Here is a 24,329-nt window from a genome sequence, read left to right as displayed (position 1 = left end):
GCCAGCGGGGCATCGCATCACCGCACCCGGTAACGGCGGGTGAAGGCCGCGACACTGTGTCGCGTGGGGTGGCCCGATCCGGCAACGTCTGGCTCACGGGGGCCGGCGCAGAATGGTCGCCTGATTCGAGGAGACCTGCGATGACTGTTGAAATCGTCAATCCCACCACCGGGCAGGTGGATTACCGCCATGAGCTGTTGGACAAGGCGGGTATCGAGCAGCGCCTGGCCGCGGCCGCTGCTGCGTTTCCGGGCTGGGCCGCACAATCGCTGGCGCAGCGCGCCGATGTGCTGCGGGCAATCGCCACGCAGCTGCGTACACGGCGCGATGAGCTCCAGCAGGCGATGACGTCCGAGATGGGCAAGCTGAAAGGCGAAGCGCTGGCCGAGGTGGAAAAGTGCGCGCTGGCCTGCGAGTTCTATGCCGATCACGCGGGCGACTATCTGCAGCCGCAGCAGATCAAGACCGAAGCACAGCGCAGTTACGTGCGCTACGAGCCGATCGGCTGCGTGTTCGCGGTGATGCCGTGGAACTTCCCGATCTGGCAGGTGTTTCGTTTCCTGGCACCGGCGTTCATGGCCGGCAATGTGGCGCTGTTGAAGCACGCCAGCAACGTGCCGCAGTGCGCTGACCTGATCAATGCCGTGGTACGTGCAGGGGGCTTGCCGGCAGGCGTGTTCGACGTGCTGCACATCGACAACGACCAAGCGGCGGACGTACTGCGCGACCGCCGGGTGAGAGCCGTGACGCTGACCGGCAGCGAGCGTGCGGGACGATCCATCGCCGCCAACGCCGGCGATCAGCTGAAGAAGTGCGTGATGGAACTGGGCGGCAGCGATGCCTTCGTGGTGCTGGAAGACGCGGATCTTGAGATGACGGTGGATGCGGCGGTGAAGTCGCGCTTCGACAACAGCGGCCAGACCTGCATCGCGGCCAAGCGGTTCATCGTGGTCGATGCGGTGGCTGACGCTTTCACCGACCGTTTCGTGGCGGCGGCGGCCGAGCGTCGTTACGGTGATCCGTCCGACGAGAAAACGACATTGGCGCCGATGGCACGCGCGGACCTGCGTGATGAGCTGCATAAGCAGGTACAGGCCAGCGTGGCCAAGGGTGCACGCGTGTTGATCGGTGGCGAACCGGTAGCGGGCAGCCACGCGGGCTACGCCGCGACGGTGCTGGATGCGGTGGCGCCGGGCATGCCGGCCTATGACGAGGAGCTGTTCGGACCGGTGGCGGCGGTGATCCGGGTCAAGGACGAAGCCGAAGCGCTGCGTGTCGCCAATGACACTCGCTTTGGGCTGGGCGGCAGCGTGTGGACCACCGATGCGGCGCGCGGCGAAGCGTTTGCACAGCAGATGGAGTGCGGTGCGGCCTTCGTCAATTCCATCGTCAAGAGCGATGTGCGGCTGCCGTTCGGCGGCAGCAAGGAATCGGGTTTCGGCCGCGAACTGGCCGAACACGGCATCCATGAGTTCATGAACATCAAGACGATCTACGTGGCCTGAGCAGGCCCGACGGCGCCGAGCCGGGCTCGGCGCTGCGGGAGATCCGCCGAGCATGGCTCGGCGCTACCGCTTCACAGCCAGCGTGCGCGCTTGAACAGGCGGTACATCCCGACGCAGACCGCGGCGACGCCGATGATGATCGCCGGATAGGCCCATGGTTTGTCCAGCTCGGGCATGTGCGTGAAGTTCATGCCGTACCAGCTGGTGATCAGCGTTGGGGCTGCCAGCAGTGCGGCCCAGGCACCCAGCCGTTTTACCGTTTCACCTTGTGCGAGCGTCACCAGTGACAGATTCACACTGAGGGCGGTGCCCAGCATTTCACGCAGGGTATCGATGACATCGCTGATGCGGACGGCATGGTCATGCACGTCGCGGATGTACAACTTCACCTCGTCGGGCACCAGGCCACTTTCGGCCGGATGCCGCTTCAGTGCCGACAGGACGTCCTGCAAAGGCGCCACCGCCATGCGCATCTTGTTGAGCTCGCGCTTCAACTCATACAGGCGCACGACGGTGCTGCGCTTGTAGTCGTCGGCGAAGATGTCTTTCTCCAGCAGTTCCAGCGTGTCGCGGAAGCGGTTGGTGATCGGCAGGTAGTTGTCGACCACGAAGTCCAGCACGGCATACAGGCAGTAGGACGGACCCATCTTCAACAGGTGGGGCTCGCGCTCCACGCGCGCCCGCACCGGCGCGTAGGACAGCGAGGCGCCGTGGCGCACCGTCACCAGGAAGCGGGGGCCGACGAAGGCGTGGGTTTCACCGTACTGGATGCGCTCATCGACCATCTGCGCCGTGGTCACCACCGCGAACAGCGAGTTGCCGTAGGTCTCCACCTTCGGACGCTGGTGGGCATTGCGCGCGTCTTCGATCGCCAGGTCGTGCAGGCCGAACTCTTCCTGCAGTTTAAGCAGGACGCTGTCCGCCGGGTCATACAGGCCTACCCAGACGAATCCGTTGCCACTGGCGATGACGTCGCTGATGGCATCCAGGGCGATGTCATGGCGCTTGCCATCATCATCGTAGTGAACGCAGTTGATGACGCAGGCAGGATTATGCGCTGCGGGGGCGGTGGTATCGGGCACGTGCATGCCGCTCATCCTGCGTCAGCGGGCGTGAAGCGGCCATCGCGATGCGCGGCCAAGCACCCACGCGAGCGCGGCATGCAGCGGCAGGAGCAGCACGATCCACTGCACGTTGTACTGGGCCTGCAGGCTCAGCCAGTGCAGCACCAGTCCGGCCAGAGACAACCCGGCCACGGCCCACAGTACGATGCGGAACAGGCGACCGGGTCGGCGCCGGCGCAGCAGCGCGATGGCGCCGGGCAGCAGCAGCAGGCACAGCGGTGACAGCTGCAGCAGGTTGCGGTTGGCCCACGCGGCATGGTGGTCGCTGAAGCCCCACAGGAAAACCAGCAGGCTGCCGGCGATCGTGCTGACTATCCAGAACGGCAGCGCCAGCGCGGCCAGCAGACGGGGACGGCGACGCAGTGCGAACACACCGGCAGCCAGCCCCAGCCCCACCACCAGCCATGGCCACCAGGCACGGGCCTGCTCGGTCGGTTCGGCGTCGATGCGGTGTGCGAGCAGCTGTTGTTCGGACTGCACCAGGGGTCGGCCCTCGCTGTTGCGCACCTGGCGCAGCGCATCGGCCAGGCGCATCGGCACGAAGGCTTCCTGCCAGCGCGACAGCGGCTGATCGGCGAACGGTCCCAGCCCCAGGTCGAAGCCCAGCCACATCCACGGTGCCGGCGAAGCCAGGCGCACCGACTCGCTGCGGTAGGTGTTGCCCCGCGAACGGCCCGACAGCTGCGCATGCAGCCCGCCGCCCAACGCCTTGTCCAGCGTATCGCGGACCATCGTGGCGCAGTTCGCGGTGTAGTAATCGTAGCGGTAGCGCGCGTTCTCCGGCTTCGCGCGCTCTGCAAGGTCGGCGGCCAGCGCACGGGCCTGTTCGGGTTGCAGATCCAGCCACTGGACGCTCGCTCCGCGACCGGATTCGTCGTAATACCCGAGATCCTGCTGCAAGGGCAGGGCGACCAGGTAATACATCATCTCGCCGCGTATGAAGCGGCTGATGAAGTCCGGCTCGCCCGGATCGAAGTAGCCGAAGTTGTACGAGGTGGCGGCGCCGCTGAGCGGATCCACCACCACGATGGCATCGTGGCCGAAGCGCTCGAAAAAGATCGTGCCCGGCTGCATGGTGACCACGCCGATGCGCGGGACATCGGCCTGCGCGTCGCCAGAGGCGGCAGCATTGACGGCGGCAGGCGTCGACTGCGCCAGCACCGCCCCCGGCGCGACCAGCAACGCCGCCAGCATCAGCACGGCCAGCCAGCCGCTCAGCATGAGTCCGGCGGTACGCTTCAAGCGGATTCCTGTTCGTCCGTCGGCAGCACGGTCACGTGGAAGGCCTGCACGCGGCGCGCGTCGGCACGTGCCACGCGGAACATGAAGCGGTCCAGGGCCAGCTCATCACCGATTTCCGGCAAGTGTCCGATCGCTTCAGTGACCAGTCCGCCGATGGTGTCGTAGTCATCATCGGGGAAGTCGGCGCCGAAGCGTTCGTTGAAATCGCCGATGGCCGTCAGCGCATCCACGACATAGCGACCGTCGGCCTGGATGGCGATACCGGCCGCCGGGTCCTCGGCTTCGTCGTGCTCGTCGTCGATTTCGCCGACGATCTGCTCCAGCACGTCTTCGATGGTGACCAGGCCGGCGACACCGCCGTACTCGTCCACCACGATCGCCATGTGGTTGCGCGACAGGCGGAACTCCTTCAACAGTACGTTGAGCTTCTTCGCCTCGGGGATAAGCACCGCCGGACGCAGCAGTTCACGGATATTGGCGGGGCCATGGTCGGAAACCACGCCGCGCAGCAGATCCTTGGCCAACAGCACGCCCAGGATGTCGTCCTTGTTGTCGCCGTGCACCGGGAAGCGCGAATGACCGGATTCGACCACCTGCTTCATCAGGTCGAGGAACGGCGCCTCCACCGGCAGCGATACCATCTGCGAACGCGAGATCATCACGTCGCCCACCGTCAGTTCGGCGACCGAAATGGCGCCTTCCATCATGCGTAGGGTATCGGCGGCGATCAGCCCGTCTTCCTGTGCGGTACGCAGCAGGGCGATCAGCTGATCGCGGGTATGTGGTTCACCGGAAAACGCAGCACCCAGGCGTTCAAGCCAGCTGCGTCTTTTCTCACTGTGCTCCAGCGTGGAGCTGCTACTGTCGTCTTCAGACATCTCGGGAAAAAAGGCACCCGGCAGGCCGGGCGTTGGCTGCAGTCTAGCAGGATGTCAGGCCCTGTCGCGCGTGCCCGGCGCTTGCGTGGGGTGCGGCGGAAAGGCCGGTCAGCCCTTGTTGGCAGGCGGGGCCACTGCGGCGGGCGCCTCATCGTCAGCAGGCAGGTCCAGGCTGTAGGTGCAGCCGGCCAGGGTCTGGTCCGGATGGCTCTGGACCGTGGAAACACTGAGGATGATCGATTCGATCTGGGCTTCCCCCGTCACCGGATCGGTGACATCGCGGCTGACCAGCTCACGGCCGGCCATGAACTTCCCGTCGGCGTCGTAGGCGGTTTCCAGTTTCAGCTCCGTCGCCAGCGGCCGCGGATCCTTAAGGTCCAGGATCGCCATGATGCTGGCCCCGGCCAGGGCGATGCGGTCGGTGCGCTGGCCGAACACGGTCATCGGCGTGGCCAGACGGTATTCGGTCATGAATTGATTCTGCTGCGGTAGCGGCTGCAGCCCCTTCGCGACGGCCTGCAGCGAGTCGGCCAGGGCGACTGCCAGCGCGGCGTGCGCGGCCACGCCTTGGCGGCATTCCACCAGGGCCGGCAGATCCAGCGGCTCGGCGGCGACGCTCGGCAGGGCGGAACACAGCAACAGGGCGGCGATGCAGGCGGGCAGTTTCATCGGGGCGACGGACAGGAGCTGGCGAAGGCGACGATGATAGCGTGCCAGGGCAGGGGTGTCGGGCCGTTCAGGGCGCGCGCGGTTGCCGGCTGAAGCCGGCACTACCGGACGTAGATCAACGCAGGACGCAGATCAACGGCGGGCGGCGAGGGTCCAGCGCCAGGCGGGGCCGGCGGCAAGTGCGGCGCCGACGATGCCCAGTGCGGTAATCACCATGCGGCCATTGGCCGCCATCGGCAGCCACGGCGCGCCAAGTACGCAGACCAGTCCGACCAGCAGCAGGACCGGAGCGATGAGGGTCGGGCGTTGTTCAAGCATGACGGCCATCCGTGGCAGATATGAGTGGCCGCATTGAAGCATGAAGCGCATCGGCTGCAACAGAGGGCGCGCGAGGATCCCGCACCGGTCTCAACGCTCGCCCGCGTACGGATCGGCGATGCCCAGCTCGGCCAGGATGTCACGCTCCAGCTGCTCCATTGCGTCGGCTTCCTTGTCGTCTTCGTGGTCCCAGCCCAGCAGGTGCAGCACGCCGTGCACGGTCAAGTGCGCGTAGTGGGCGGTGAGCGGCTTGCCTTGTTCGTCGGCCTCGCGTGCCACGACCGGTGCGCAGATCACCAGATCGCCCAGCAGCGGGAACTTCACGCCCTTGGGCAGGCCCTCCGGCACATCGGCGGGAAAGCTCAGCACATTGGTCGCGTAGTCCTTGCCGCGGTAATGGCGATTGAGCGACTGGCCTTCCTTGGCGTCGACCATGCGAATAGCCAGATCCGCCTCGCGAATGCGGCCTTTCAACGCGGCCGCCACCCATTTGCGGAAGCTCACCGCAGCCGGCAGGCCGGCACGGGGCAGTGCATAGCTGACCGCGACATCCAGGCGGACGGGGCCGCGGGTCATGGGGTTTTCTCCGGCACGGCCTGCTGCTGTTCACGACGGTCGTAGGCGTTGACGATGCGCGCCACCAGCGGATGGCGGACCACGTCGCGCGCCTCCAGGAAGGTGAAGCTCACGCCTTCCACGTCGCGCAGCACGTCCACGGCATCGCGCAGACCCGATTTCACATGCTTTGGCAGATCGGTCTGGGTGAGGTCGCCGGTCACCACGGCGGTCGAGCCGTAGCCCAGGCGGGTCAGGAACATCTTCATCTGCTCGATGGTGGTGTTCTGTGCCTCGTCGAGGATCACGAACGCATCATTGAGCGTGCGTCCGCGCATGTAGGCCAGCGGCGCGATCTCGATGACGTTCTTTTCCAGCAGCTTGACCACCTTTTCCACGCCCAGCATTTCGTACAGGGCGTCGTACAGCGGCCGCAGATAGGGGTCGACCTTCTGGGTCAGGTCGCCAGGCAGGAAGCCGAGTTTTTCGCCGGCCTCCACCGCGGGGCGCACCAGGATCAGCCGCTGCACGCGCGACTCGTTCAAGGCTTCCACGGCGCTGGCAACGGCCAGGAAGGTCTTACCGGTGCCGGCGGGACCGATACCGAAATTGATGTCATGGCTGGCGATCTGGTGCAGGTAGCGCGCCTGGTTGGCGCCGCGGCCCCGCACAGTGCCTCGCTTGACCTTGATCGCCACGTCCTGTGCCTCGTAAGAACGCTCCGCGATGTGCTCGATGTTGGCTTCGTTCAACCGAAGGTGGATCGCCTGGTTGTCGAAAGTGACCTCGGCGGCTTCCTCGTACAGGGCTTCGATCAGCTTCTGCGCTTCGACAGCGGCCTCGGTCGGGCCAGTGATGCGGAAGACGTGGCCGCGGTTGGCGATCTCCACACCCAGCTTCAGCTCGATCTGGCGCAGATGACCGTCGAAGGGCCCGCTCAGGTTGGCGAGTCGGGTGTTGTCTTCCGGCGACAGGGTGAAATCTCGGTGCTCGATATTCTTCATGGATCCAGAATTGGGTGCGGGTTCTTTCCACACAAGGTGTGGGTGGTCACGCGGTAAAGTTGTGGATAAGCCTTCTCAGCGCTTGTGCCACAAGCCGCATTATGAGGTGGTGAAAAACCTGCCAGTCAGGCGCCGCTGACCCGGCCACGCAGAGAATTGCTGTAGGCCTCGGTGATCAGCACATCCACGAACTGGCCGACCAGACGCGCAGGTGCGGCGAAGTTCACCGTCCGCATGTTCTCGGTCTTGCCGCTCAACTCGTTCGGGTCACGACGCGACGGGCCTTCCACCAGGACGCGCTGCACTGTGCCGACCATGGCAGCGGAAATCTCGCCGGCGTGCTGGTTGATTCGTGCCTGCAGGCGCGACAGCCGTGCGTGCTTTTCGGCATCGGTGATGGTGTCTTCGAGGTCGGCGGCCGGGGTGCCGGGGCGACGCGAATAGATGAAGGAGAAACTCTGGTCGAACCCGATGTCCTCGATCAGCTTCATCGTCTTCTCAAAGTCGGCGTCGGTTTCACCGGGGAAGCCGACGATGAAATCCGAGCTGATGGAGATGTCAGGACGTACCGCGCGCAGCTTGCGGATCTTCGACTTGAACTCCAGCGCCGTGTAGCCCCGCTTCATCGCCGACAGGATGCGGTCGCTGCCCGCCTGCACCGGCAAATGAAGGAAGTTGGCCAGCTTCGGCACGTCGCGGAAGGCATCCACCAACGAGTCGCTGAACTCCAACGGGTGCGAGGTGGTGAAGCGGATGCGGCCGACTCCGTCGATTTCGGCGATGGTGCGGATCAGCAGGCCCAGGTCGGCATGCTCGCCCTCGCCATACGGTCCACGGTACGCATTGACGTTCTGGCCGAGCAGGTTGATCTCCCGCACGCCCTGAGCAGCCAGTTGCGCCACCTCCACCACGACGTCTTCGAACGGACGGCTGACTTCGGTACCACGCGTATAGGGCACGACGCAGAACGAGCAGTACTTCGAGCAGCCTTCCATGATCGACACAAAAGCGGAGGCCCCGTCTGCACGTGGCTCGGGCAGGCGGTCGAACTTTTCGATCTCCGGAAAGCTGATATCGACCTGCGGCCGGTTCTGCTCACGTCGCGCACGGATCAGTTCCGGCAGGCGGTGCAGGGTCTGCGGGCCGAACACCAGGTCCACATACGGCGCGCGCTTGACGATGGCCTCGCCTTCCTGCGAAGCCACGCAGCCGCCGACGCCGATGATGACGTCGCGCCCGTTGTTCTTCAGCGCCTTCCAGCGACCGAGTTGGCTGAACACCTTCTCCTGCGCTTTCTCGCGGATGGAGCAGGTGTTGACCAGGATAACGTCGGCTTCTTCCGGGTTGTCGGTCAGCTCCAGCCCATCGCTGGCTGCCAGCACGTCCGCCATCTTGGCCGAGTCGTACTCGTTCATCTGGCAACCGTGGGTCTTGATGTACAGCTTGCCACGCACCTGGTCGGGCTTGCGCGGACCGGTGGGCAGGGCGAACAGAGGGGTGTCGTCAACAGCGACGGATGGAAAGACGTCTGGCGTCCCGGTCATGGTGATTAATCCAGGCGGGTGGCGGGTAAGCGGTCCAGTTTACTCCCTTGCGTTGCCGGAACGGGGTAGGTGCGCGCGCCGCTGCGCACGCCGACCATGGGTCGGCGCTACCGGTGCGGGTGGAGCGCGCGCGCCGCTGCGCTCGCCGACCATGGGTCGGCGCTACCGGTGTGGGTGGGTCGCGCAGGGTGGCCGGGGGCGCAGCGGCGCCCGGCGATGGGTCAACCGGCTGCCAGGCGCGCGTCGATGTCCTTGGCGCGGGCGGCGGCGGGGTGTGCGGCCATCCGTGCGATGTACGCCGTGGTTGCCGGTCCCGGCTGCAGCAAGCCGAACGCACTCAACCAGCCCAGCGCGCTGCCCCACAGGAAGTCGGCCGCCGACACCTGCGAGCCCAACAGGTAATCGCCCTGCGACAGCTGCTCCTCCACCACGCGCAACACCGTTTCCGCATCGACATAGGGCGACATGCCGCGTGGGGCAGGGTCCCGTTTCATTGCCTTTTCGACCATCGCCGGTTCGAAGCACGATCCGTGAAACGCCAGCCAGCGCAGGAACGGGCCGCGCTGCGGATCCCCAATGGGCGGTGCCAGCCCGGCTTCGGGATACAGCTCGGCCAGGTATTGATAGATCGCAACCTGTTCTGTCACCAGCGCGCCGTCATGCACGATGGCCGGAACTTTACCCATCGGGTTCACGGCGAGAAAGGCCGGTGCCACGTTGTCGCCTGCTTTCAGGTCGAGCACCTCAAGGGCGTAATCCGCACCCAGTGCTTCGAGCAGCACCAGCACGCCGGCCGAGCGCGAGGGGATGGCGTGATACAGGGTGATATGACGTGTCATGTGCGTTTCCCGTTGGAATGTGCCGTCATCGTGGCGCACTATTGCGGACACCTTCTGTCCTCGATGATTCCCTCATGGCGTACACCGCCCAGCGGCTGCTCAGGCTGATCGCCTTGCTGCAGAGCCGGCGGCACTGGTCGGGTGCCGAGCTTGCCGAGCGCATGCAGGTGGACCGGCGCAGCATTCGGCGCGACATCGAGCGGCTGCGTGAGCTGGGCTATCCGATCAGCGCATCGTCCGGGGTCGGGGGCGGTTATCGCCTGGGTGGGGGCGCACCGGTGCTGCCCCTGCTGCTGGATGAGGGGGAGGCCACCGCCATTGCGCTGGCGCTGCGGGTCGTCACGGCCAGCGTGTCGGGTCTGGATGACACCGCGCAGTCGGTGTTGACCAAGCTGGATCCGCTGGTGCCCCTCCGCCGTCGGCAGCAGGCGGGTGAGATCCATGCGGCCACTGCCACGATGAGTGGCATGCCCAGCGTCGACGGCCGCCTGCTGGGACAACTCGCCATGGCCTGCCGCGAGCATGCCGTGCTGTCTTTCATGTATTGCACCCATGATGGGGTAAGCGGACCGCGCGAAGCGGAAGCGCAGCATCTGGTGAACTATGGCCAGCGGTGGTATCTGCTGGGCTGGGATCGCAATCGCGACGATTGGCGAACGCTCCGGGTAGACCGCATCAGCGAGGTGCGCTGCCTGCCTGTGCGAGGAACACGTCGCGCATTGCCTGCACCGCCCGAGGTCGTGGTGCGCCAGGCAGTCAGCCAGTCGCCCTTCACCCTTCGCGCGGAGGTGACCTTGTGTGGAAGCATCGACACGTTGGCGCTGCAGGTGCCGCCCTGGTTCGGCGTGCTGCGCGCCGACGGGCCCGACCACTGCCGGTTGCTGATGGGCGCAGACAGTGCCGCGATGCTCGCCGGGCAGATCCTCAGCCTGGGATTGCCACCCGTGGCGATACGTACCACGCCGCCGTCCTTGCATGCAGAACTGCAGGCGCAGGTTGCCGGTCTCGCGAGTGTGCTTGCCGGGGGTGGCGTCCCCTGCCACGACGCGGACGGAGGGCGCGCGCTGGGATCCGATCCGCCCCGCGCGGGGTAAGGGGCTTGACCCCGGATCGCATTGCCCTGACGGGCCTCGTCTGGCCCGGCCCTTGGCAACCGTCGCGCAAGCTGGGACACTCGCGCCCATGAAGGGGACCTTAAGGATCGTGGCGATCAGCATCGCTGCACTGGCGGCCGTGCCGGCCAGTGCCGGCACGCTGTACAAGTGTGTCGGCGCCGATGGCGTTCCCAGCTACGTCAGCAAACGGGTCAGCGGTGCGCAGTGCAGTGGCATCAGCTACAGCCGCGACAGCCGACCGGCCCGCCCCGCAACCACCGCGCCCGTCCCGCCGGCGGCCCCTGTCACGGCCGTCCCGGCCCGCGAAGCGCCTTCATCCTCTGCGGTTGCTGCAGGCGCGGCCGTTGCCGCCGCCGTGGTGCCTGCGTCTGCTGCCGTGGCCTCGGTAATCGCCGCACCTGCCCCAAAACCCGTTCCGGCCCCGGCCAGCAAGGCGGGCCGCGTCGTCAGCGGGCAGGTCTATTCGTACATGAAGGACGGTGTGCGCCATTACACCAGTGCCCGGCCCGCGGGGCAGGTGGCCAGCCTGTCCCAGGTGCGCACCATCCGCTACAGCTTCATCGAGCGCTGCTTCGCGTGTGGCAGCAATCCGGCAGTCAATTTCGGCTCGGTCCGGCTCAATACCACCGCCTTCCAGAGCGAGATCGCCGCCGCCGCGCGCCAATACGGTGTTGAGGAGGCGATCGTGCGGGCGATCATCCATGCGGAATCGGCCTACAACCCGACAGCGCTCAGCCGCGCCGGGGCGCAGGGACTGATGCAGTTGATGCCGCCGACCGCGGCGCGCTTTGGCGTAACCGATTCGTACGACGCTGCGCAGAACATCCGCGGTGGCGTGCAGTATCTTTCATGGCTGTTGAAACGCTTCAATGGCGACCTCACGCTTGCCGCGGCTGGCTACAACGCAGGGGAGGGCGCCGTTGCCCGCCACGGTGGCGTGCCGCCGTATAGTGAGACGCGGTACTACGTACAGCGGGTAGGCCAGTTGGCCGAGCGCTATCGCGGTGCGCTGGCCTCCCATCAGTGATGATTGACCGCAACGCGCGTTTAGATACACTCGCTTCAGATTCAAAGCAGCCTGGCCCCCACCAGGTTGCCGGCAGCCTTAAAGCTACCTAATCAATATCGGAGTGCCGGATGGCCAACGATGGGGTATACGATCCAGTCGATCATGGACGTCGCCGATTCCTCTCAGCCACTACTGCAGTGGTGGGGGCGGTAGGCGTCGGTTTCGTCGCAGTTCCTTTCATCAAGTCCTGGAATCCCAGTGCACGTGCCAAGTTGGCCGGTGCACCGGTGACCGCTGACATCAGTGCCTTGCAGGAAGGCCAGCGGCTGATACTGGAATGGCGCGGTCAGCCCATCTGGATCGTCAAGCGCTCCAAAGCCATCCTCGACGCGCTGCCCAGTCTGGATGACCGCCTGAAGGATCCCGGGTCAGGCGTGAAAGACCAGCAGCCGGAGTACGTGCTCAAGGGCAATCCGGAGCTGCGGTCGATCAAGCCGGCCGTCTCGGTGCTTGTCGGCCTGTGCACCCATCTGGGCTGCTCGCCGGAAATGGTGGCCGAAATCCGCCCGGAACCCTATGACGCGCAGTGGAAAGGGGGCTATTTCTGCCCGTGCCACAAGTCGCGCTTCGACATGTCCGGCCGGGTCTTCAATGACGTCCCCGCCCCGATCAACCTGCTGGTGCCGCCGCATCACTACCAGGACGACAATACGATCATCATCGGCGTCGATCCGGAGGGTACCGCCTGATGGCCAACATCCTTGCCCGTACCGCCAGCGGCCTGGCCGACTGGGTCAACGCGCGCGCGCCGGGCCTGATGCCGGTGTACCGCAAGCACGTCAGCGAGTATTACGCGCCGAAAAACTTCAACATCTGGTACTACTTCGGTTCGCTGGCGCTGCTGATCCTGGTCAACCAGATCGTCACCGGCATCTTCCTGACGATGCATTACAAGACCAGCGCGGCCGAAGCCTTCGCCTCGGTCGAGTACATCATGCGCGACGTCGAGTGGGGCTGGCTGATCCGCTACATGCACTCCACCGGTGCATCGCTGTTCTTCATCGTGGTCTATCTGCACATGTTCCGCGGGCTGCTGTACGGCAGTTACCAGAAGCCGCGCGAGCTGGTGTGGATACTGGGCATGCTGATCTACCTGGTGCTGATGGCCGAAGCCTTCATGGGCTACGTGCTGCCGTGGGGCCAGATGTCGTTCTGGGGCGCGAAGGTGATCATTTCGCTGTTCGGCGCCATCCCGGTGATTGGCAACGGGCTGACCGAATGGATCATGGGCGATTACCTGCCCGGCGATGCCACGCTCAACCGCTTCTTCGCCCTGCACGTGATCGCCCTGCCGCTGGTGCTGCTGCTGCTGGTGGTGCTGCACCTGGGTGCGCTGCATGAGGTGGGCTCGAACAATCCCGACGGCGTGGAAATCAAGAAGGGGCCGAAGGGCAACCGCTGGTCGCCGACCGCGCCGACCGATGGCATTCCGTTCCATCCCTATTACACGATGAAAGACGCCGTTGGCGCCGGCTTCCTGCTGATCATCGCCGCCTTCATCATCTTCTTCGCGCCGGCCTTCGGCGGGCAGTTCCTGGAACACGACAACTTCACCGAGGCCAACCGCCTGGTGACTCCGGAACACATCAAGCCGGTCTGGTACTACACGCCTTACTACGCGATGTTGCGGGTCATTCCAAACAAGCTGGGCGGGGTGATCGTGATGTTCTCGGCGATCGCGATCCTGTTCCTGGTGCCGTGGCTGGACAAGTGCAAGGTCAAGTCGGTGCGCTACCGCGGCTGGATATCCAAGGTGATGCTGGGCGTGCTGGTGGTGTGCTTCATCTGGCTGGGGGTGATCGGTTCCGGCCCGGGCACGGCGGTGTGGGAAACCTGGGTGGGTCGCGTACTGACCTTCCTGTATTTCGCTTTCTTCCTCACCATGCCGATATGGACGCGACTGGACAAGACCAAGCCGGTACCGGAAAGGGTGACCACGCATGAGTAAGCGCTGGATGGTCCGCGTGGCCCTGATGGCCACGATGCTGCTCGCAGGCGGCGCGGCGCTGGCTGCTGAAGGCAGCGCCAAGATGCTGCAGGCCGGCAATGATCTGGGCGATCGTGCCTCGTTGCAGCGCGGCGCGCAGTTGTACATGAACTACTGTTCCAGCTGCCATGCGCTGAAATACCTGCGCTACTCGCGCATGGCGGCCGACCTGGGGCTGACCGAAGAAGAGGTGATGAACAACCTCAATTTCACCGGGTCCGCGATTGGCGACCAGGTGCCGGTCTCGATGCCCAAGGCCGACGCGGAGAAGTGGTTCGGCAAGATGCCACCGGACCTCAGCCTGATTTCGCGCGTGCGCGGACCGGACTGGGTCTACACGTACCTCAAGTCGTTCTACCTGGACAGCAACCGTCCGCTGGGCTGGAACAACACCGTCTTCCCGAACGCCTCCATGCCCAACCCGTTGTGGCAGATGCAGGGCCTGCAGCACGCCGTGCATGGCAAGCCGGAGGCACCTGGACTGGATCCGCCGGTGCTGGCCCTGGAAGTGCGTACGCCCGGCAACGTTGATGCCGGACAGTACGACCAGACCGTGCGCGACATCACCAACTTCCTGGCCTATGCCGGCGAGCCGGCGGCATTGAAGCGGCAGCAGCTGGGCGTGTGGGTGATCCTGTTCCTGGCGCTGCTGACCTTCCTGTTGTATCTGCTGAAGAAAGATTACTGGAAGGATGTACATTGACGGTTCGACCCCGGGACGCGGTGCACGCGTCAATGTGTGACCCGATACCCATGGCCTATTGGCTTTTGTGATCGCCGGTTGCACACTCGGGAACGAGCTGACTGTCGGAAATGGTCCGACAGCGCCGATTCGGCAGGCGGACTCCTGTCGTTGGAGAGCCTTTGATGGCGGCGAGCGTACGCATGCGTAATACCCTGACGCTGTTTTCCTCGAACGACGATGTGCTCTGTCATCGGGTGCGTCTGGTCCTTGCGGCCAAGGGCGTCACCTATGACTTCGTGGCAGTGGATCCGCAGAATCCGCCCGAAGATCTGATCGACCTCAATCCGTACCACTCGGTGCCCACGCTGGTGGAGCGCGAGCTGGTGCTGTACGCCGCCTCGGTGGTCAGCGAGTATCTGGACGAGCGCTATCCGCATCCGCCGCTGATGCCGGTGGACCCGCTGTCACGCGCCCGCATCCGTCTGGCGATGCTGCGCATCGAGCACGACTGGGTGCCGCAGGTACAGGCCATTCAACTGGGCAACAAAGCGCAGGCCGAGGCCGGGCGTAAACGCCTGAAAGAACTGCTGACCTCGTCGGTGCCGTTGTTCAAGGCGAGCAAGTTCTTCCTCAACCAGGAAATGAGCCTGGCCGACTGCGCGATCGCACCGATCATCTGGCGCCTGCAGGCACTGGATATTCCGTTGCCGAAGGATGGCAAGGCGATCGAGGACTACGGCAATCGCATTTTCCGCCATCCCGGTTTCATCCGCAGCCTGACCGATCAGGAAAAGAAGCTGCGCGATCTGCCCAGCTGATCGATACCGCGCATCCCCCTTGTAGCGCCGAGCCACGCTCGGCGGATTGCTGGACCACGCGCGGCCGCTGCGCTCGCCGACCACGGGTCGGCGCTACCGATGTGCTGCGGTTCCTGTAGCGCCGAGCCACGCTCGGCGGATTGCCGGACCGCGCGCGGCCGCTGCGCTCTCCGACCATGGGTCGGCGCTACCGATGTGCTGCGGTTCCTGTAGCGCCGAGCCACGCTCGGCGGATTGCCGGACCGCGCGCGGCCGCTGCGCTCGCCGACCATGGGTCGGCGCTACCGATGTGCTGCGGTTTCTGTAGCGCCGAGCCACGCTCGGCGGATTGCCGGACCGCACTCGGCCGCTGCGCTCGCCGACCATGGGTCGGCGCTACCGATGTGCTGCGGTTCCTGTAGCGCCGAGCCACGCTCGGCGGATTGCGGGACCGCGCGCGGCCGCTGCGCTCGCCGACCACGGGTCGACGCTACCGATGTGCTGCGGTTCCTGTAGCGCCACGCCACGCTCGGCGGACTGCCGGACCGCGCGCGGCCGCTGCGCTCGCCGACCATGGGTCGGCGCTACCGATGTGCTGCGGTTCCTGTAGCGCCGAGCCACGCTCGGCGGATTGCCGGACCGCGCGCGGCCGCTGCGCTCGCCGACGACGGGTCGGCGCTACCGATGTGCTCGCCGACCGTGGGTCGGCGCTACCGGTTTCCGGCGTTCCGCGTTTTCGACTGGCAGCCGAACGCTCTGTCGGCCCCCGGTGCCAAGCAGGGGGGCGGGCGCGTACACTTCACACATGACTGACGAATTCTTCCGGATGACCAGCCACCGTCCGTACCTGCTACGGGCATTGGTGGAGTGGATCAACGACAACGCGCTGACGCCGCACATCCTGGTGGATGCGGGGGTGGCAGGCGTACAGGTGCCGCCGTCGAGCATCAAGGACGGTCGCGTAGTGCTCAACATCGCCGAACGCGCCGTCGTGAAGCTGTTGATCGACAACGAGGCGGTGAGCTTTTCTGCACGCTTTTCCGGCGTGAGCTACGCGGTGCTGGTGCCCATCAGTGCGGTGCTTGCCGTATATGCCCGGGAAACGGGGCAGGGCATGGCGCTGCCTGACGACGTGATCGGCGCGGACGCGGCCGAGGACGATGTGCCGCTCCACGAGGTGTCGGATGAGGCCGATGGTTCGTCGGATGACGATACGCCGCCCGATGCCCCGCCGCCGCGCCCGAGTGGTCGTCCGCAGTTGCGCGTGGTCAAGTAACGCCACGCACTGCCAGATGACGACCCTGGGTCGTCATCCCATCAGACATCTTCGGCGTCGTCCACATCCGGCCGGATCGCACTGATCCGCGCCGCACCGGGGCCGCTGAAGGACACCAGATCGTCCCCGCGCAGCACCATCCGCCCGACGTGGCGATCGATCCCATCGTAGGAATACTCGAACTTGAAGGTGCGCTCGAAGCAGAGCTTGCCATCGTCACCGCGCGCCACTTTCAGGCCGATCGCATGCACGCTCTGGTCCAGCCATTGCACGTCGGCAGCCTTGCACGCGTTTCGACCCAGCACGCCGGCGCGCTCGGCGGCCGCGCGCGATGAGTTCCAGAAGGCATAACCCGCGGCGCCGACAATCATCAACAGGATCAAGGTAGGCATGTCGCTCGCGCACTGCAGGAAAGGTGCCTACAAGATGGCGGTCCGCGCGCCGCAGTTCAAGCGCTGGGGTTTGGTTTTCGCGCTGCGCGTGGGCTTCGAACCGAACGTAAACGTCACCGTCAACGTCAAAATCCTCGGGGCAGTGGGTCGGCGGGGTACGGCAACAACCGCATCCATGCGGGCCTTGTTTCGCGCCATCCATCGCGCCCAACGCCCCTACAAACCCACTCCGGCCGCGCCGCCTTCGACAGGTTTACCGCGGCCTTGGAACCGACGGGCATGCTTACGTCGGTAGCGCCGACCCATGGTCGGCGAGCGCAGCGGGCCGTGGCGGCGACATCCCCCAGAGCACGGCTTGGCGCCACCGCATGTCTCATTGATCCGTCTGCCGAAAGGGGCCCCTGAGTCAGGGCGGTCACGCAGCGGCGGGGGTGGGTGCTGGTGAGACGGGGCTCATGGTTTGCGAGGCAAGGCGTGGGAGCGGCAGCGCGAATGCGATGACGTTTCCCCGTCCCCTGACCAACCCCGCCGCCCGCCCAAGCTCAGCTTCGAGCTTGAAAGCCAACCGCGGGGGGCTTATCGGTTCTAACCTCACTCATTGTCCGCGCCTCATTCCGAGCGGCTTGCGTCTCCATCGCCCCTGGTCAATCATGGCCGCGGCGGGCCTTTGCGATGGGTTTCGCACGTGCTGCCATGCACTGGGCCGATTCGAGCCCGCCGCAATCCGCGTCCGCGCGAGCCATGCGCGAACGCCCCGACGCGACACTCGCCACTTCAAAGGACGATAGTGATGTTGAAAGGATTGAAACCACTCGCCGCATCTGCGCTGTGCCTGCTTGGCCTGTCCGCCTTCGCTCAAGACGCCGCCGCCGCGCAATGGGTCGAGAGCGGCCGCACCGCTTACATTAAGAACAGCTTCTTCGGCGGCTTTGTCCAACACACCTGCAACGCCGGCGCTGCGCCGACCGTTGGCTATCCGGGCAGCTGCGCCAACGATGCCGCCAGCGGCTGGACGGCCAACTTCAACGCCTCCTTGGGACTGGCCAACGAGCAGGTGATGGCCTGCAACCACAATCCCTTCCAGCTCGGCTCCGTTTGCTACGGCCTGGCTCATGCGATCAACGGACACGTCTATGCCGGCGGCTTGCCGGCCGCATGCAGCGTCGGAGCGCGCGCGGTGGTCACTTCGCTCAGTGTCGAAACCGTCGAGATCCAGTATGAAGAGCTCGACGTCGATACCATCGAGTCTGCGCGCGAGTACATCTGCCAGTAGTCCGGTCGCAGACCGCCGCCGTCGAGCGCGGCGGCGGCCTGTGTGTTATCGGCAGCGATTGCGAGCGTCGCGTCGTCGCGGTCACAATGCCTGCGGCCGCTCGTGCACCGATGAAGTTGCCTCGCAAGTTGAAACGTATGCCGGGATTCGGATCGGTATAGCGCGTCTTCAGCGCACCGGAGTCTGGACCGGATCCGCCGGTGTAGGTTGTTGCCCCGGCACTCCGTCCGTGGAAGCCGGTAACTTAATAGACGCCGCTGCGGTCAGCTTCAACAGCGCTGCCCAGTCCTGGCGGTTGAAGCTGCACTCCTCCTCGCGGCCGGGCGTGCAGGTCGGTGCGATGCCGTCCGGGTCGGCCTCCCGCTTGCCAGGCAGCTCGACGCGGCCGGTGCGGTCCAGCATCAACATGCGCATGGCCACCGTGTTCATGACGTTGCCGCCGATCAGGTACAGCGTCCGGTCGCCGCCCATGTTGGCCGACACCACGACCTCGCAATGCGATTTCCAGTGGCCGACCGAACCATTGCCCAGTGCCTGCACCAGCCCGCTGTAGCTCAGGGTCTGGCTGCGATCACGCAGGAAGCAGAGCATGTCGCCGACTGCCGGTTTCTCGGCCGCCGGATCGGCCAAGCGGTACGGGGCAGACCCGTTGTATGCGGCGCGGATGTAATCGATGTGGCGAGGGGACGCGTTGAAGCCGGGCACGCCCGCGCGCACCATGACCCACGAGATGAAGGCAGCCGACCACGGGTTGTCGAGCAGGAAGGCACGGCAATCGCTGTCGGTATAGCGCGACCCGAGGGGCGCAATGCAGCTGCTGGCACCGGGCTGGGCGCCCATCGCATTCAACGTGCCGCTGTCGCGCCAGTAACCCGCCACGCGCTGCCATGCAATCAGGCCGTTGTCGGCCAGGTGCTCGTTCTCCGCCTCGGTCACCGCCAGGCTGGCGGCGCGGCCCTCCCGATCGATGAAGGGGCGGAACCATAAGCGGTGTTCGTTGCAGGCGGTCTGGCGGATGGCCAGCGCCAACGGACTCTGGCCGAACGGAGGCGGCACATCGCAGGCTTCCGCCGCCGCCACATCGAATGAAACAGCTGACAAAGGCAGCAGACAGGCAAGCAGCAACCGGCGCATGCGGTGCTCCGCAACAAGGGGGATGGCGCAAGCGTCGCAGCGTGCTCGTGAACGAAGGGTAGAGCGGGCGCTCAGATCGCTCGCGCGCAGCAGACCGGATTGGATTCCGGCCTGCCAGACACATCAAGCCGGCGGGGGCCCCAGCTTCAACGACAGGTCGATGGCCTGCACGTGCTTGGTCAGACCACCGATGGAAATGCAGTCCACGCCGTCCTCGGCGATGGCCCGCAGGCCGTCCAGTCCGACGCTGCCTGACACCTCCAGCGGAATCCGTCCGGCCGTCAGGCGGACCGCATCGCGACGCAGTGCGGCCGGGAAGTCATCGAGCAGGATCCGCTCGCAGCCTGCCTGCAGGGCCTGCTGCAGCTGGTCCAGGTCTTCCACTTCCACGATCAGCGGCAGCTGCGGCCACATCGCGCGCGCGGCAGCGACCGCAGCGGGCAGCGAGCCGGCGGCGCGGATGTGGTTCTCCTTCAGCATCACCGTGTCGTACAGGCCGATGCGGTGATTGGCACCGCCTCCGCAACGCACCGCGTATTTCTGCGCCAGGCGCAGGCCCGGGAGGGTCTTGCGGGTGTCGAGGATGCGCGTGGCCGTACCGGCCACGGCTGCCACATGCCGCGCCGTGATGGTGGCCGTGCCTGACAGGGTCTGCAGGAAGTTCAGCGAGGTGCGTTCGGCACTGACCAGGCTGCGGCTGCGACCCTGCAGCAGGGCCAGCACCGTACCGGCGTGGACCTGCTGTCCTTCATCGACCTTCCAGTCAATGCGTACGTCGGAGTCCAGCGCGCGGTGGGTGGCATCGAACCATGGCCGGCCGGCGATCACCGCATCCTGCTTGCAGAGCAGGTACGCCGTGTCGGCCTGGTCGGGCAACAGCGCGGCCGTGACATCGCCGCTGCCGAGGTCTTCGGCAAGCGCGCGGGCCACGTCGGCGGCGACCAGCGCCGGATCCGGCGCATCAAAGACGCCAGCGCCGGCGGTGCTCATGCGGCGGGGAAGTCGGCGATCTGGTCGGTGGCGATGGCTTCTTCGGCCAGCAGCACCGGGATGCCGTCGTCCAGGCGGAACACCTGCTTGCGGTCGCGGGTGACCAGGGCCTGGCGCAATGGCTGCGCCAGCGGATTGCCGTCGGCCTTGGTGACAGAACCGCTGCCGATGGCGCGGTTGAGGGCGTCCAACCCCTTGGCATCCAGCAGGGAAAGGGGCTGGCGGGTGTCCGGTGAGACCAGCAGGTCTAGCAGCTTGCGATCCATGGTTCTTCGTCTTGCGTGGAAGATGGCTAGAATACGTCTTTAAGGCAGGTGACGGCCAATGACCCCCAACCACCCCTCGCCGCTCGTCGGCATCGTCATGGGCTCCCGCTCCGATTGGGAAACCATGCAGCACGCGGCCCAGAAGCTTGAAGCACTGGGCGTTCCGTTCGAAGTGAAAGTCGTATCCGCACACCGCACCCCGGACGTGTTGTTCGACTATGCCGAACAGGCCGGTCCGCGCGGTCTGCGCGCGATCATCGCCGGCGCCGGTGGCGCTGCGCACCTGCCGGGCATGATCGCTGCCAAGACCGCGGTGCCGGTGCTGGGCGTACCGGTGCAGTCCAAGGCCCTCAACGGCATGGATTCACTGCTGTCGATCGTGCAGATGCCGGCCGGTATCCCGGTCGCGACCTTCGCCATCGGCAACGCCGGTGCGTCCAATGCGGCGCTGTTCGCCGCAGCGATGCTGGCCAGCGATCAGCCCGCCATCGGCGAGGCGCTGGATGCCTTCCGCGCACGCCAGACCGAAGATGTCATGGCCCACGATGATCCGCGTCAATGAGTACGAAGACCGTTGGCATCCTGGGCGGCGGCCAGCTGGCCCGCATGATGGTCCTGGCCGGCGCGCCGATGGGCCTGCGCTTCGAGCTGTTCGATCCTGCCGCTGATGCGTGCGGCGGACCGCTGGCACCGTTGACCGTGGCGGCGTTCGACGACCGCGATGCGCTGGCGGCGTTCGCAGCGAAGGTCGATGTGATCACCTTCGATTTCGAGAACGTACCCGCCGACAGTGCGCAGTGGCTGGCCGAACGCGTGACGGTGTATCCGCCGCCGTCGGCCTTGGCCGTCGCGCAGGACCGCCTCAGTGAGAAGACGCTGTTCCAGCAGTTGGGCATCCCGCTGCCGCCGTTCGCCGATATCCGCAGTCGTGATGAGCTTGCTGCCAGAGCAGCGGAGTTCGGCCTGCCTTGCATTTTGAAGACGCGTCGCCTGGGCTATGACGGCAAGGGACAGTTCCGTCTGCGCAGCGAGGCCGATATCGATGCCGCGTGGGACGCGCTGGGCGCACAGGTGGATCGCACGGGATTGATTCTGGAGGGCTTCGTCGCCTTCCAGCGAGAAGTGAGCGTGGTCGCCGTGCGCGCTGTCGATGGCAGCTTCCGCGCTTATCCCGTGACGGGTAACTGGCATGTGGACGGCGTGCTCTCCGCCAGTGTCGCGCCCGCGCAGCTGAGCGCAGCCGAGCACGATGCGGCGATCGGGTATGCGCGCACGCTGGCTGACCATCTGCAGTATGTCGGTGTGTTAGCGCTGGAGCTGTTCTGCCGCGATGGCGAGCTGCTGGCCAACGAGATGGCGCCGCGCGTGCACAACTCCGGCCATTGGACGATTGAAGGCAGCGAGACCTCGCAGTTCGAGAACCACTTGCGCGCCGTGTTGGGCCTGCCGCTGGGCGACACGCGGATGCTGGGCCACGCGTGCATGTTGAACTGGATCGGTGCCATGCCCGACCCGCTGCCGGTGCTGGCGCAGGCCAGTGGTCATTGGCATGACTATGGCAAGCAGGCACGCGACGGGCGCAAGGTGGGCCACGCTACGCTGCGTGACGACGACGCGGGTGCGCTCGCAAGCGCCTTGCAGCAGGTAGGTGAAGCGCTGGACCGGCAGGCGCAGGTGGAACCCGCCGTGCGCACACTGCGCCGCTGATCGAGGTACTGACGGCCGCCGGCCGTCAGGTCGGGTAGTCAGCGCATGCCGCTGCGCTCGCCGAGCGTGGCTCGGCGCTACCGGTCGCCGACCTCAGTCGGGCATCTGCTCGCTGGCGAACTCCCAGTTCGCCGCTTTCCACCAGGCCTCCAGGTAGCGCGCGCGATCATTCTGGTAATCCAGGTAATAGGCGTGTTCCCACAGGTTGCACCCCAGCAGTGGGGTGCTGTGGCTGGTCAATGGCGTGCCCGCGTTGCGGGTCACCTGGATCGCCAGGCTGCCATCCGGATGCAGCACCAGCCACGCCCAGCCAGCGCCGAACAGGCCCAGCGCGGAATCATTGAAAGCATGGCGCAGACCGGCCACATCGCCGAACCGACGCTTCACCCGGTCGGCCAGCCGCCCTTGCGGGTCGCCACTGCCGCGTGGGCGCAGGCACTGCCACTGGAACTGCAGGTTCCAGGCCTGGGCGGCCGACTCGAACAGCGCACCCTGGCTTTCACGGACGATCCGCTCCAGCGGGGCGTCTTCCCATTCGGTGCCGATGATCCGCTGGTTGACCGCGTCCACGCAGGCACGCTGGTGCTGCCCGTGCTGCAGGGCAACCGCCCGTTCGGACAGGTGCGGCTGCAGGGCGCCGGGGGAGTAGGGCAGGGGGGTGAGTTCTATGGGCATGCGATCTGCGATGGGAAAGGGGATGCCGGTGGCCGGTTCCATCGGCTTACAATGGTGGCTACTGTGGGAAGTCTAGCCGACCGTCGCGGTCGGATTCGCCCATCCAGGAGGCAGTGTGGTTGTGGCAGTGATGCAACAGATCCAGGCCGAAGTTGATCGGTACCCCCTCGTGCTGTTCATGAAGGGTACCCCGCAATACCCGACGTGCGGGTTTTCCAGCCGCGCCGTGCAGGCCCTGATGGCCGCCGGTGCCGTGTCACTGCGTACCGTCAATGTGCTGGAAGAGCCCGAGATCCGTGCCAACCTGCCGCGCTTCTCCAACCTGCCGACCTTTCCGCAGCTGTTCATGCACGGGGAGCTGATCGGCGGCTGCGACATCGTCATGGAACTGTTCGAGGCCGGTGAGCTCAAGCGCATCGTCGAAGAAGCCTCGGTTGCATGAGTGCCGCGCCTTCGCCTGCTGCTGACGGCGGGTCGCTCGAGGGCCGGGTGATTCTGGTCGTCGGGGCTGGCGGCGGTCTGGGCAGCACGGCCGCCGTGGCCTGCGCGCGCGCCGGTGCGACGGTGGTGTTGTGCGGGCGCAAGCCGCGTCGCCTGGATAGAGTGTATGCGCAGGTGCAGCAGGCCGGGCCGGAGCCCCTGTTGTATCCGCTGGATCTGGAAGGCGCCAGCCCGGATGACTACGCCGAACTGGCGGCCCGCCTGCACAGTGAACTGGGTCGACTGGATGGCATTCTGGTATGCGCGGCAGATTTTCCCGGCCTCACCCCGTTTGAACTGGCCGATCCGGCCAGCTTCGCGCGCTCGTTGCACGTCACCCTGACCGCACCGGCGTGGCTGGTGCAGGCCTGTCTGCCTCTTCTGCGTCAGCGTGAGGATGCCGCCGTGGTGTTCTGCGTGGATGATCCCGCGCGGGTGGGGGCAGCCTATTGGGGCGGATACGGCGCCGCCCAGCATGGCCTGAGGGGGCTGATCGCCACCCTGCACGATGAACTCAAGAGTGGCCCGGTAAGAGTGTCCGGCCTGCAGCCCGGCCCGATGCGCACCGCCTTGCGGGCTCGCGCCTGGTCGCTGGACCAGGATGACGCCGCACAGGCCCCGGACGTCGCGGCCGCTGCCGCCGTGCACCTGCTGTCGCCTTCGGCCTTGACGCAGCGCGGTCTTGTCATGGACGTAAACGGGTAAGAACGGAGCGAATTCGTACGTATCTTCACGGGGAGTGAAGAAAACGTCACGTTTGGGTTGCGTCGGCGTGCCGTTTGTCGCACTACCGTCACATTCAGAT

Annotated in this window: 27 protein-coding genes; 13 read left to right on the top strand and 14 right to left on the bottom strand. The window is 65.9% G+C overall.

Going from position 1 to position 24,329, the window contains the following annotated elements; all coding sequences use genetic code 11:
* Positions 1–140: 140 nt before the first annotated feature.
* Positions 141–1,505: an NAD-dependent succinate-semialdehyde dehydrogenase gene (locus ICJ04_RS12190; RefSeq protein WP_188324499.1), complete on the top strand. Its 1,365-nt coding sequence runs from the start codon at positions 141–143 to the stop codon at positions 1,503–1,505.
* Between the two features lie 71 nt (positions 1,506–1,576).
* Here ICJ04_RS12190 and ICJ04_RS12185 read toward each other — a convergent pair whose 3' ends face one another.
* The 9 genes from ICJ04_RS12185 to ICJ04_RS12145 all read right to left on the bottom strand — a co-directional run bounded on the left by ICJ04_RS12185 (position 1,577) and on the right by ICJ04_RS12145 (position 9,678).
* Entirely contained in the window at positions 1,577–2,602 is a 1,026-nt protein-coding gene (locus tag ICJ04_RS12185; RefSeq protein WP_188324498.1) for a magnesium and cobalt transport protein CorA, read from the bottom strand.
* A 6-nt stretch (positions 2,603–2,608) separates the two neighbouring features.
* Positions 2,609–3,871, bottom strand: a complete 1,263-nt coding sequence (locus tag ICJ04_RS12180; protein WP_188324497.1) for a DUF4105 domain-containing protein — start codon at positions 3,869–3,871, stop codon at positions 2,609–2,611.
* Positions 3,868–4,749 carry a transporter associated domain-containing protein gene (locus tag ICJ04_RS12175; protein ID WP_188324496.1) on the bottom strand — a complete coding sequence of 294 codons (882 nt, stop codon included), beginning with the start codon at positions 4,747–4,749 and terminating at the stop codon, positions 3,868–3,870. Before ICJ04_RS12175 ends, ICJ04_RS12180 begins: the two co-directional genes overlap by 4 nt.
* Before the next feature lie 108 nt (positions 4,750–4,857).
* Positions 4,858–5,418, bottom strand: a complete 561-nt coding sequence (locus ICJ04_RS12170) for a hypothetical protein (RefSeq protein WP_188324495.1) — start codon at positions 5,416–5,418, stop codon at positions 4,858–4,860.
* Between the two features lie 132 nt (positions 5,419–5,550).
* A complete protein-coding gene (locus ICJ04_RS12165; RefSeq protein ID WP_188324494.1) occupies positions 5,551–5,736 on the bottom strand; it encodes a hypothetical protein in 186 nt (61 codons plus the stop codon).
* Between the two features lie 90 nt (positions 5,737–5,826).
* The gene (gene ybeY / locus ICJ04_RS12160) at positions 5,827–6,312 is read right to left on the bottom strand and encodes an rRNA maturation RNase YbeY (protein WP_188324493.1); all 486 of its coding nucleotides are present in this window, start codon (positions 6,310–6,312) and stop codon (positions 5,827–5,829) included.
* Positions 6,309–7,295, bottom strand: coding sequence for a PhoH family protein (locus ICJ04_RS12155; RefSeq protein ID WP_188324492.1), 987 nt, complete (start codon positions 7,293–7,295; stop codon positions 6,309–6,311). Before ICJ04_RS12155 ends, ybeY begins: the two co-directional genes overlap by 4 nt.
* Positions 7,296–7,420: 125 nt before the next feature.
* Positions 7,421–8,839, bottom strand: a complete 1,419-nt coding sequence (gene miaB / locus ICJ04_RS12150) for a tRNA (N6-isopentenyl adenosine(37)-C2)-methylthiotransferase MiaB (RefSeq protein ID WP_188324491.1) — start codon at positions 8,837–8,839, stop codon at positions 7,421–7,423.
* A 221-nt stretch (positions 8,840–9,060) separates the two neighbouring features.
* Positions 9,061–9,678: a glutathione S-transferase gene (locus ICJ04_RS12145; protein ID WP_188324490.1), complete on the bottom strand. Its 618-nt coding sequence runs from the start codon at positions 9,676–9,678 to the stop codon at positions 9,061–9,063.
* Between the two features lie 74 nt (positions 9,679–9,752).
* Here ICJ04_RS12145 and ICJ04_RS12140 point away from each other — a divergent pair, with 74 nt between their 5' ends.
* The 7 genes from ICJ04_RS12140 (at position 9,753) to ICJ04_RS12110 (ending at position 16,607) form a co-directional block, all read left to right on the top strand.
* Entirely contained in the window at positions 9,753–10,772 is a 1,020-nt protein-coding gene (locus ICJ04_RS12140; RefSeq protein WP_188324489.1) for a WYL domain-containing protein, read from the top strand.
* A gap of 88 nt (positions 10,773–10,860) precedes the next feature.
* On the top strand, positions 10,861–11,820 hold the full coding sequence (locus tag ICJ04_RS12135) for a lytic transglycosylase domain-containing protein (RefSeq protein WP_188324488.1): 960 nt from the start codon (positions 10,861–10,863) through the stop codon (positions 11,818–11,820).
* A gap of 110 nt (positions 11,821–11,930) precedes the next feature.
* Entirely contained in the window at positions 11,931–12,551 is a 621-nt protein-coding gene (gene petA / locus ICJ04_RS12130; protein ID WP_188324487.1) for a ubiquinol-cytochrome c reductase iron-sulfur subunit, read from the top strand.
* A complete protein-coding gene (locus ICJ04_RS12125) occupies positions 12,551–13,810 on the top strand; it encodes a cytochrome bc complex cytochrome b subunit (RefSeq protein WP_188324486.1) in 1,260 nt (419 codons plus the stop codon). The genes petA and ICJ04_RS12125 overlap by 1 nt, the downstream gene beginning before the upstream one ends.
* Complete coding sequence (locus tag ICJ04_RS12120) at positions 13,803–14,552, top strand: cytochrome c1 (RefSeq protein WP_188324485.1); 750 nt, start codon at positions 13,803–13,805, stop codon at positions 14,550–14,552. The genes ICJ04_RS12125 and ICJ04_RS12120 overlap by 8 nt, the downstream gene beginning before the upstream one ends.
* Positions 14,553–14,716: 164 nt before the next feature.
* Positions 14,717–15,352 (top strand): glutathione S-transferase N-terminal domain-containing protein, encoded by a 636-nt coding sequence (locus ICJ04_RS12115; RefSeq protein WP_188324484.1) that lies wholly within the window; start codon positions 14,717–14,719, stop codon positions 15,350–15,352.
* Between the two features lie 784 nt (positions 15,353–16,136).
* Positions 16,137–16,607 (top strand): ClpXP protease specificity-enhancing factor, encoded by a 471-nt coding sequence (locus tag ICJ04_RS12110; RefSeq protein WP_188324483.1) that lies wholly within the window; start codon positions 16,137–16,139, stop codon positions 16,605–16,607.
* A 41-nt stretch (positions 16,608–16,648) separates the two neighbouring features.
* Here ICJ04_RS12110 and ICJ04_RS12105 read toward each other — a convergent pair whose 3' ends face one another.
* Entirely contained in the window at positions 16,649–16,999 is a 351-nt protein-coding gene (locus ICJ04_RS12105) for a DUF3301 domain-containing protein (RefSeq protein ID WP_188324482.1), read from the bottom strand.
* A 790-nt stretch (positions 17,000–17,789) separates the two neighbouring features.
* Here ICJ04_RS12105 and ICJ04_RS12100 point away from each other — a divergent pair.
* Positions 17,790–18,272, top strand: coding sequence for a hypothetical protein (locus ICJ04_RS12100; protein WP_188324481.1), 483 nt, complete (start codon positions 17,790–17,792; stop codon positions 18,270–18,272).
* Positions 18,273–18,440: 168 nt separating this feature from the next.
* Here the strand turns inward: ICJ04_RS12100 and ICJ04_RS12095 are convergent, their stop codons facing one another.
* The 3 genes from ICJ04_RS12095 to ICJ04_RS12085 all read right to left on the bottom strand — a co-directional run bounded on the left by ICJ04_RS12095 (position 18,441) and on the right by ICJ04_RS12085 (position 20,662).
* The gene (locus ICJ04_RS12095; RefSeq protein WP_188324480.1) at positions 18,441–19,406 is read right to left on the bottom strand and encodes a DUF2272 domain-containing protein; all 966 of its coding nucleotides are present in this window, start codon (positions 19,404–19,406) and stop codon (positions 18,441–18,443) included.
* A gap of 123 nt (positions 19,407–19,529) precedes the next feature.
* The gene (gene nadC, locus ICJ04_RS12090; RefSeq protein WP_188324479.1) at positions 19,530–20,396 is read right to left on the bottom strand and encodes a carboxylating nicotinate-nucleotide diphosphorylase; all 867 of its coding nucleotides are present in this window, start codon (positions 20,394–20,396) and stop codon (positions 19,530–19,532) included.
* A complete protein-coding gene (locus ICJ04_RS12085; RefSeq protein WP_188324478.1) occupies positions 20,393–20,662 on the bottom strand; it encodes a Trm112 family protein in 270 nt (89 codons plus the stop codon). Before ICJ04_RS12085 ends, nadC begins: the two co-directional genes overlap by 4 nt.
* A gap of 58 nt (positions 20,663–20,720) precedes the next feature.
* Here ICJ04_RS12085 and purE point away from each other — a divergent pair, with 58 nt between their 5' ends.
* Both purE and ICJ04_RS12075 read left to right on the top strand, forming a co-directional pair.
* The gene (gene purE / locus ICJ04_RS12080; protein WP_188324477.1) at positions 20,721–21,224 is read left to right on the top strand and encodes a 5-(carboxyamino)imidazole ribonucleotide mutase; all 504 of its coding nucleotides are present in this window, start codon (positions 20,721–20,723) and stop codon (positions 21,222–21,224) included.
* Positions 21,221–22,369 carry a 5-(carboxyamino)imidazole ribonucleotide synthase gene (locus ICJ04_RS12075; protein WP_188324476.1) on the top strand — a complete coding sequence of 383 codons (1,149 nt, stop codon included), beginning with the start codon at positions 21,221–21,223 and terminating at the stop codon, positions 22,367–22,369. The genes purE and ICJ04_RS12075 overlap by 4 nt, the downstream gene beginning before the upstream one ends.
* 93 nt (positions 22,370–22,462) lie before the next feature.
* Here ICJ04_RS12075 and ICJ04_RS12070 read toward each other — a convergent pair whose 3' ends face one another.
* The gene (locus tag ICJ04_RS12070; protein ID WP_188324475.1) at positions 22,463–23,044 is read right to left on the bottom strand and encodes a Fe-Mn family superoxide dismutase; all 582 of its coding nucleotides are present in this window, start codon (positions 23,042–23,044) and stop codon (positions 22,463–22,465) included.
* 121 nt (positions 23,045–23,165) lie between these two features.
* Here ICJ04_RS12070 and grxD point away from each other — a divergent pair, with 121 nt between their 5' ends.
* Complete coding sequence (grxD, locus tag ICJ04_RS12065) at positions 23,166–23,486, top strand: Grx4 family monothiol glutaredoxin (RefSeq protein WP_188324474.1); 321 nt, start codon at positions 23,166–23,168, stop codon at positions 23,484–23,486.
* A complete protein-coding gene (locus tag ICJ04_RS12060; protein ID WP_188324473.1) occupies positions 23,483–24,229 on the top strand; it encodes an SDR family NAD(P)-dependent oxidoreductase in 747 nt (248 codons plus the stop codon). The genes grxD and ICJ04_RS12060 overlap by 4 nt, the downstream gene beginning before the upstream one ends.
* The last annotated feature ends 100 nt before the right edge of the window (positions 24,230–24,329 follow it).

This window comes from Stenotrophomonas sp. 169, from assembly GCF_014621775.1.
Taxonomy (GTDB): Bacteria; Pseudomonadota; Gammaproteobacteria; order Xanthomonadales; family Xanthomonadaceae; genus Stenotrophomonas.
The sequence above is the reverse complement of the archived record's forward strand: the minus strand, read 5'-3'. Positions and strand labels throughout refer to the sequence as shown.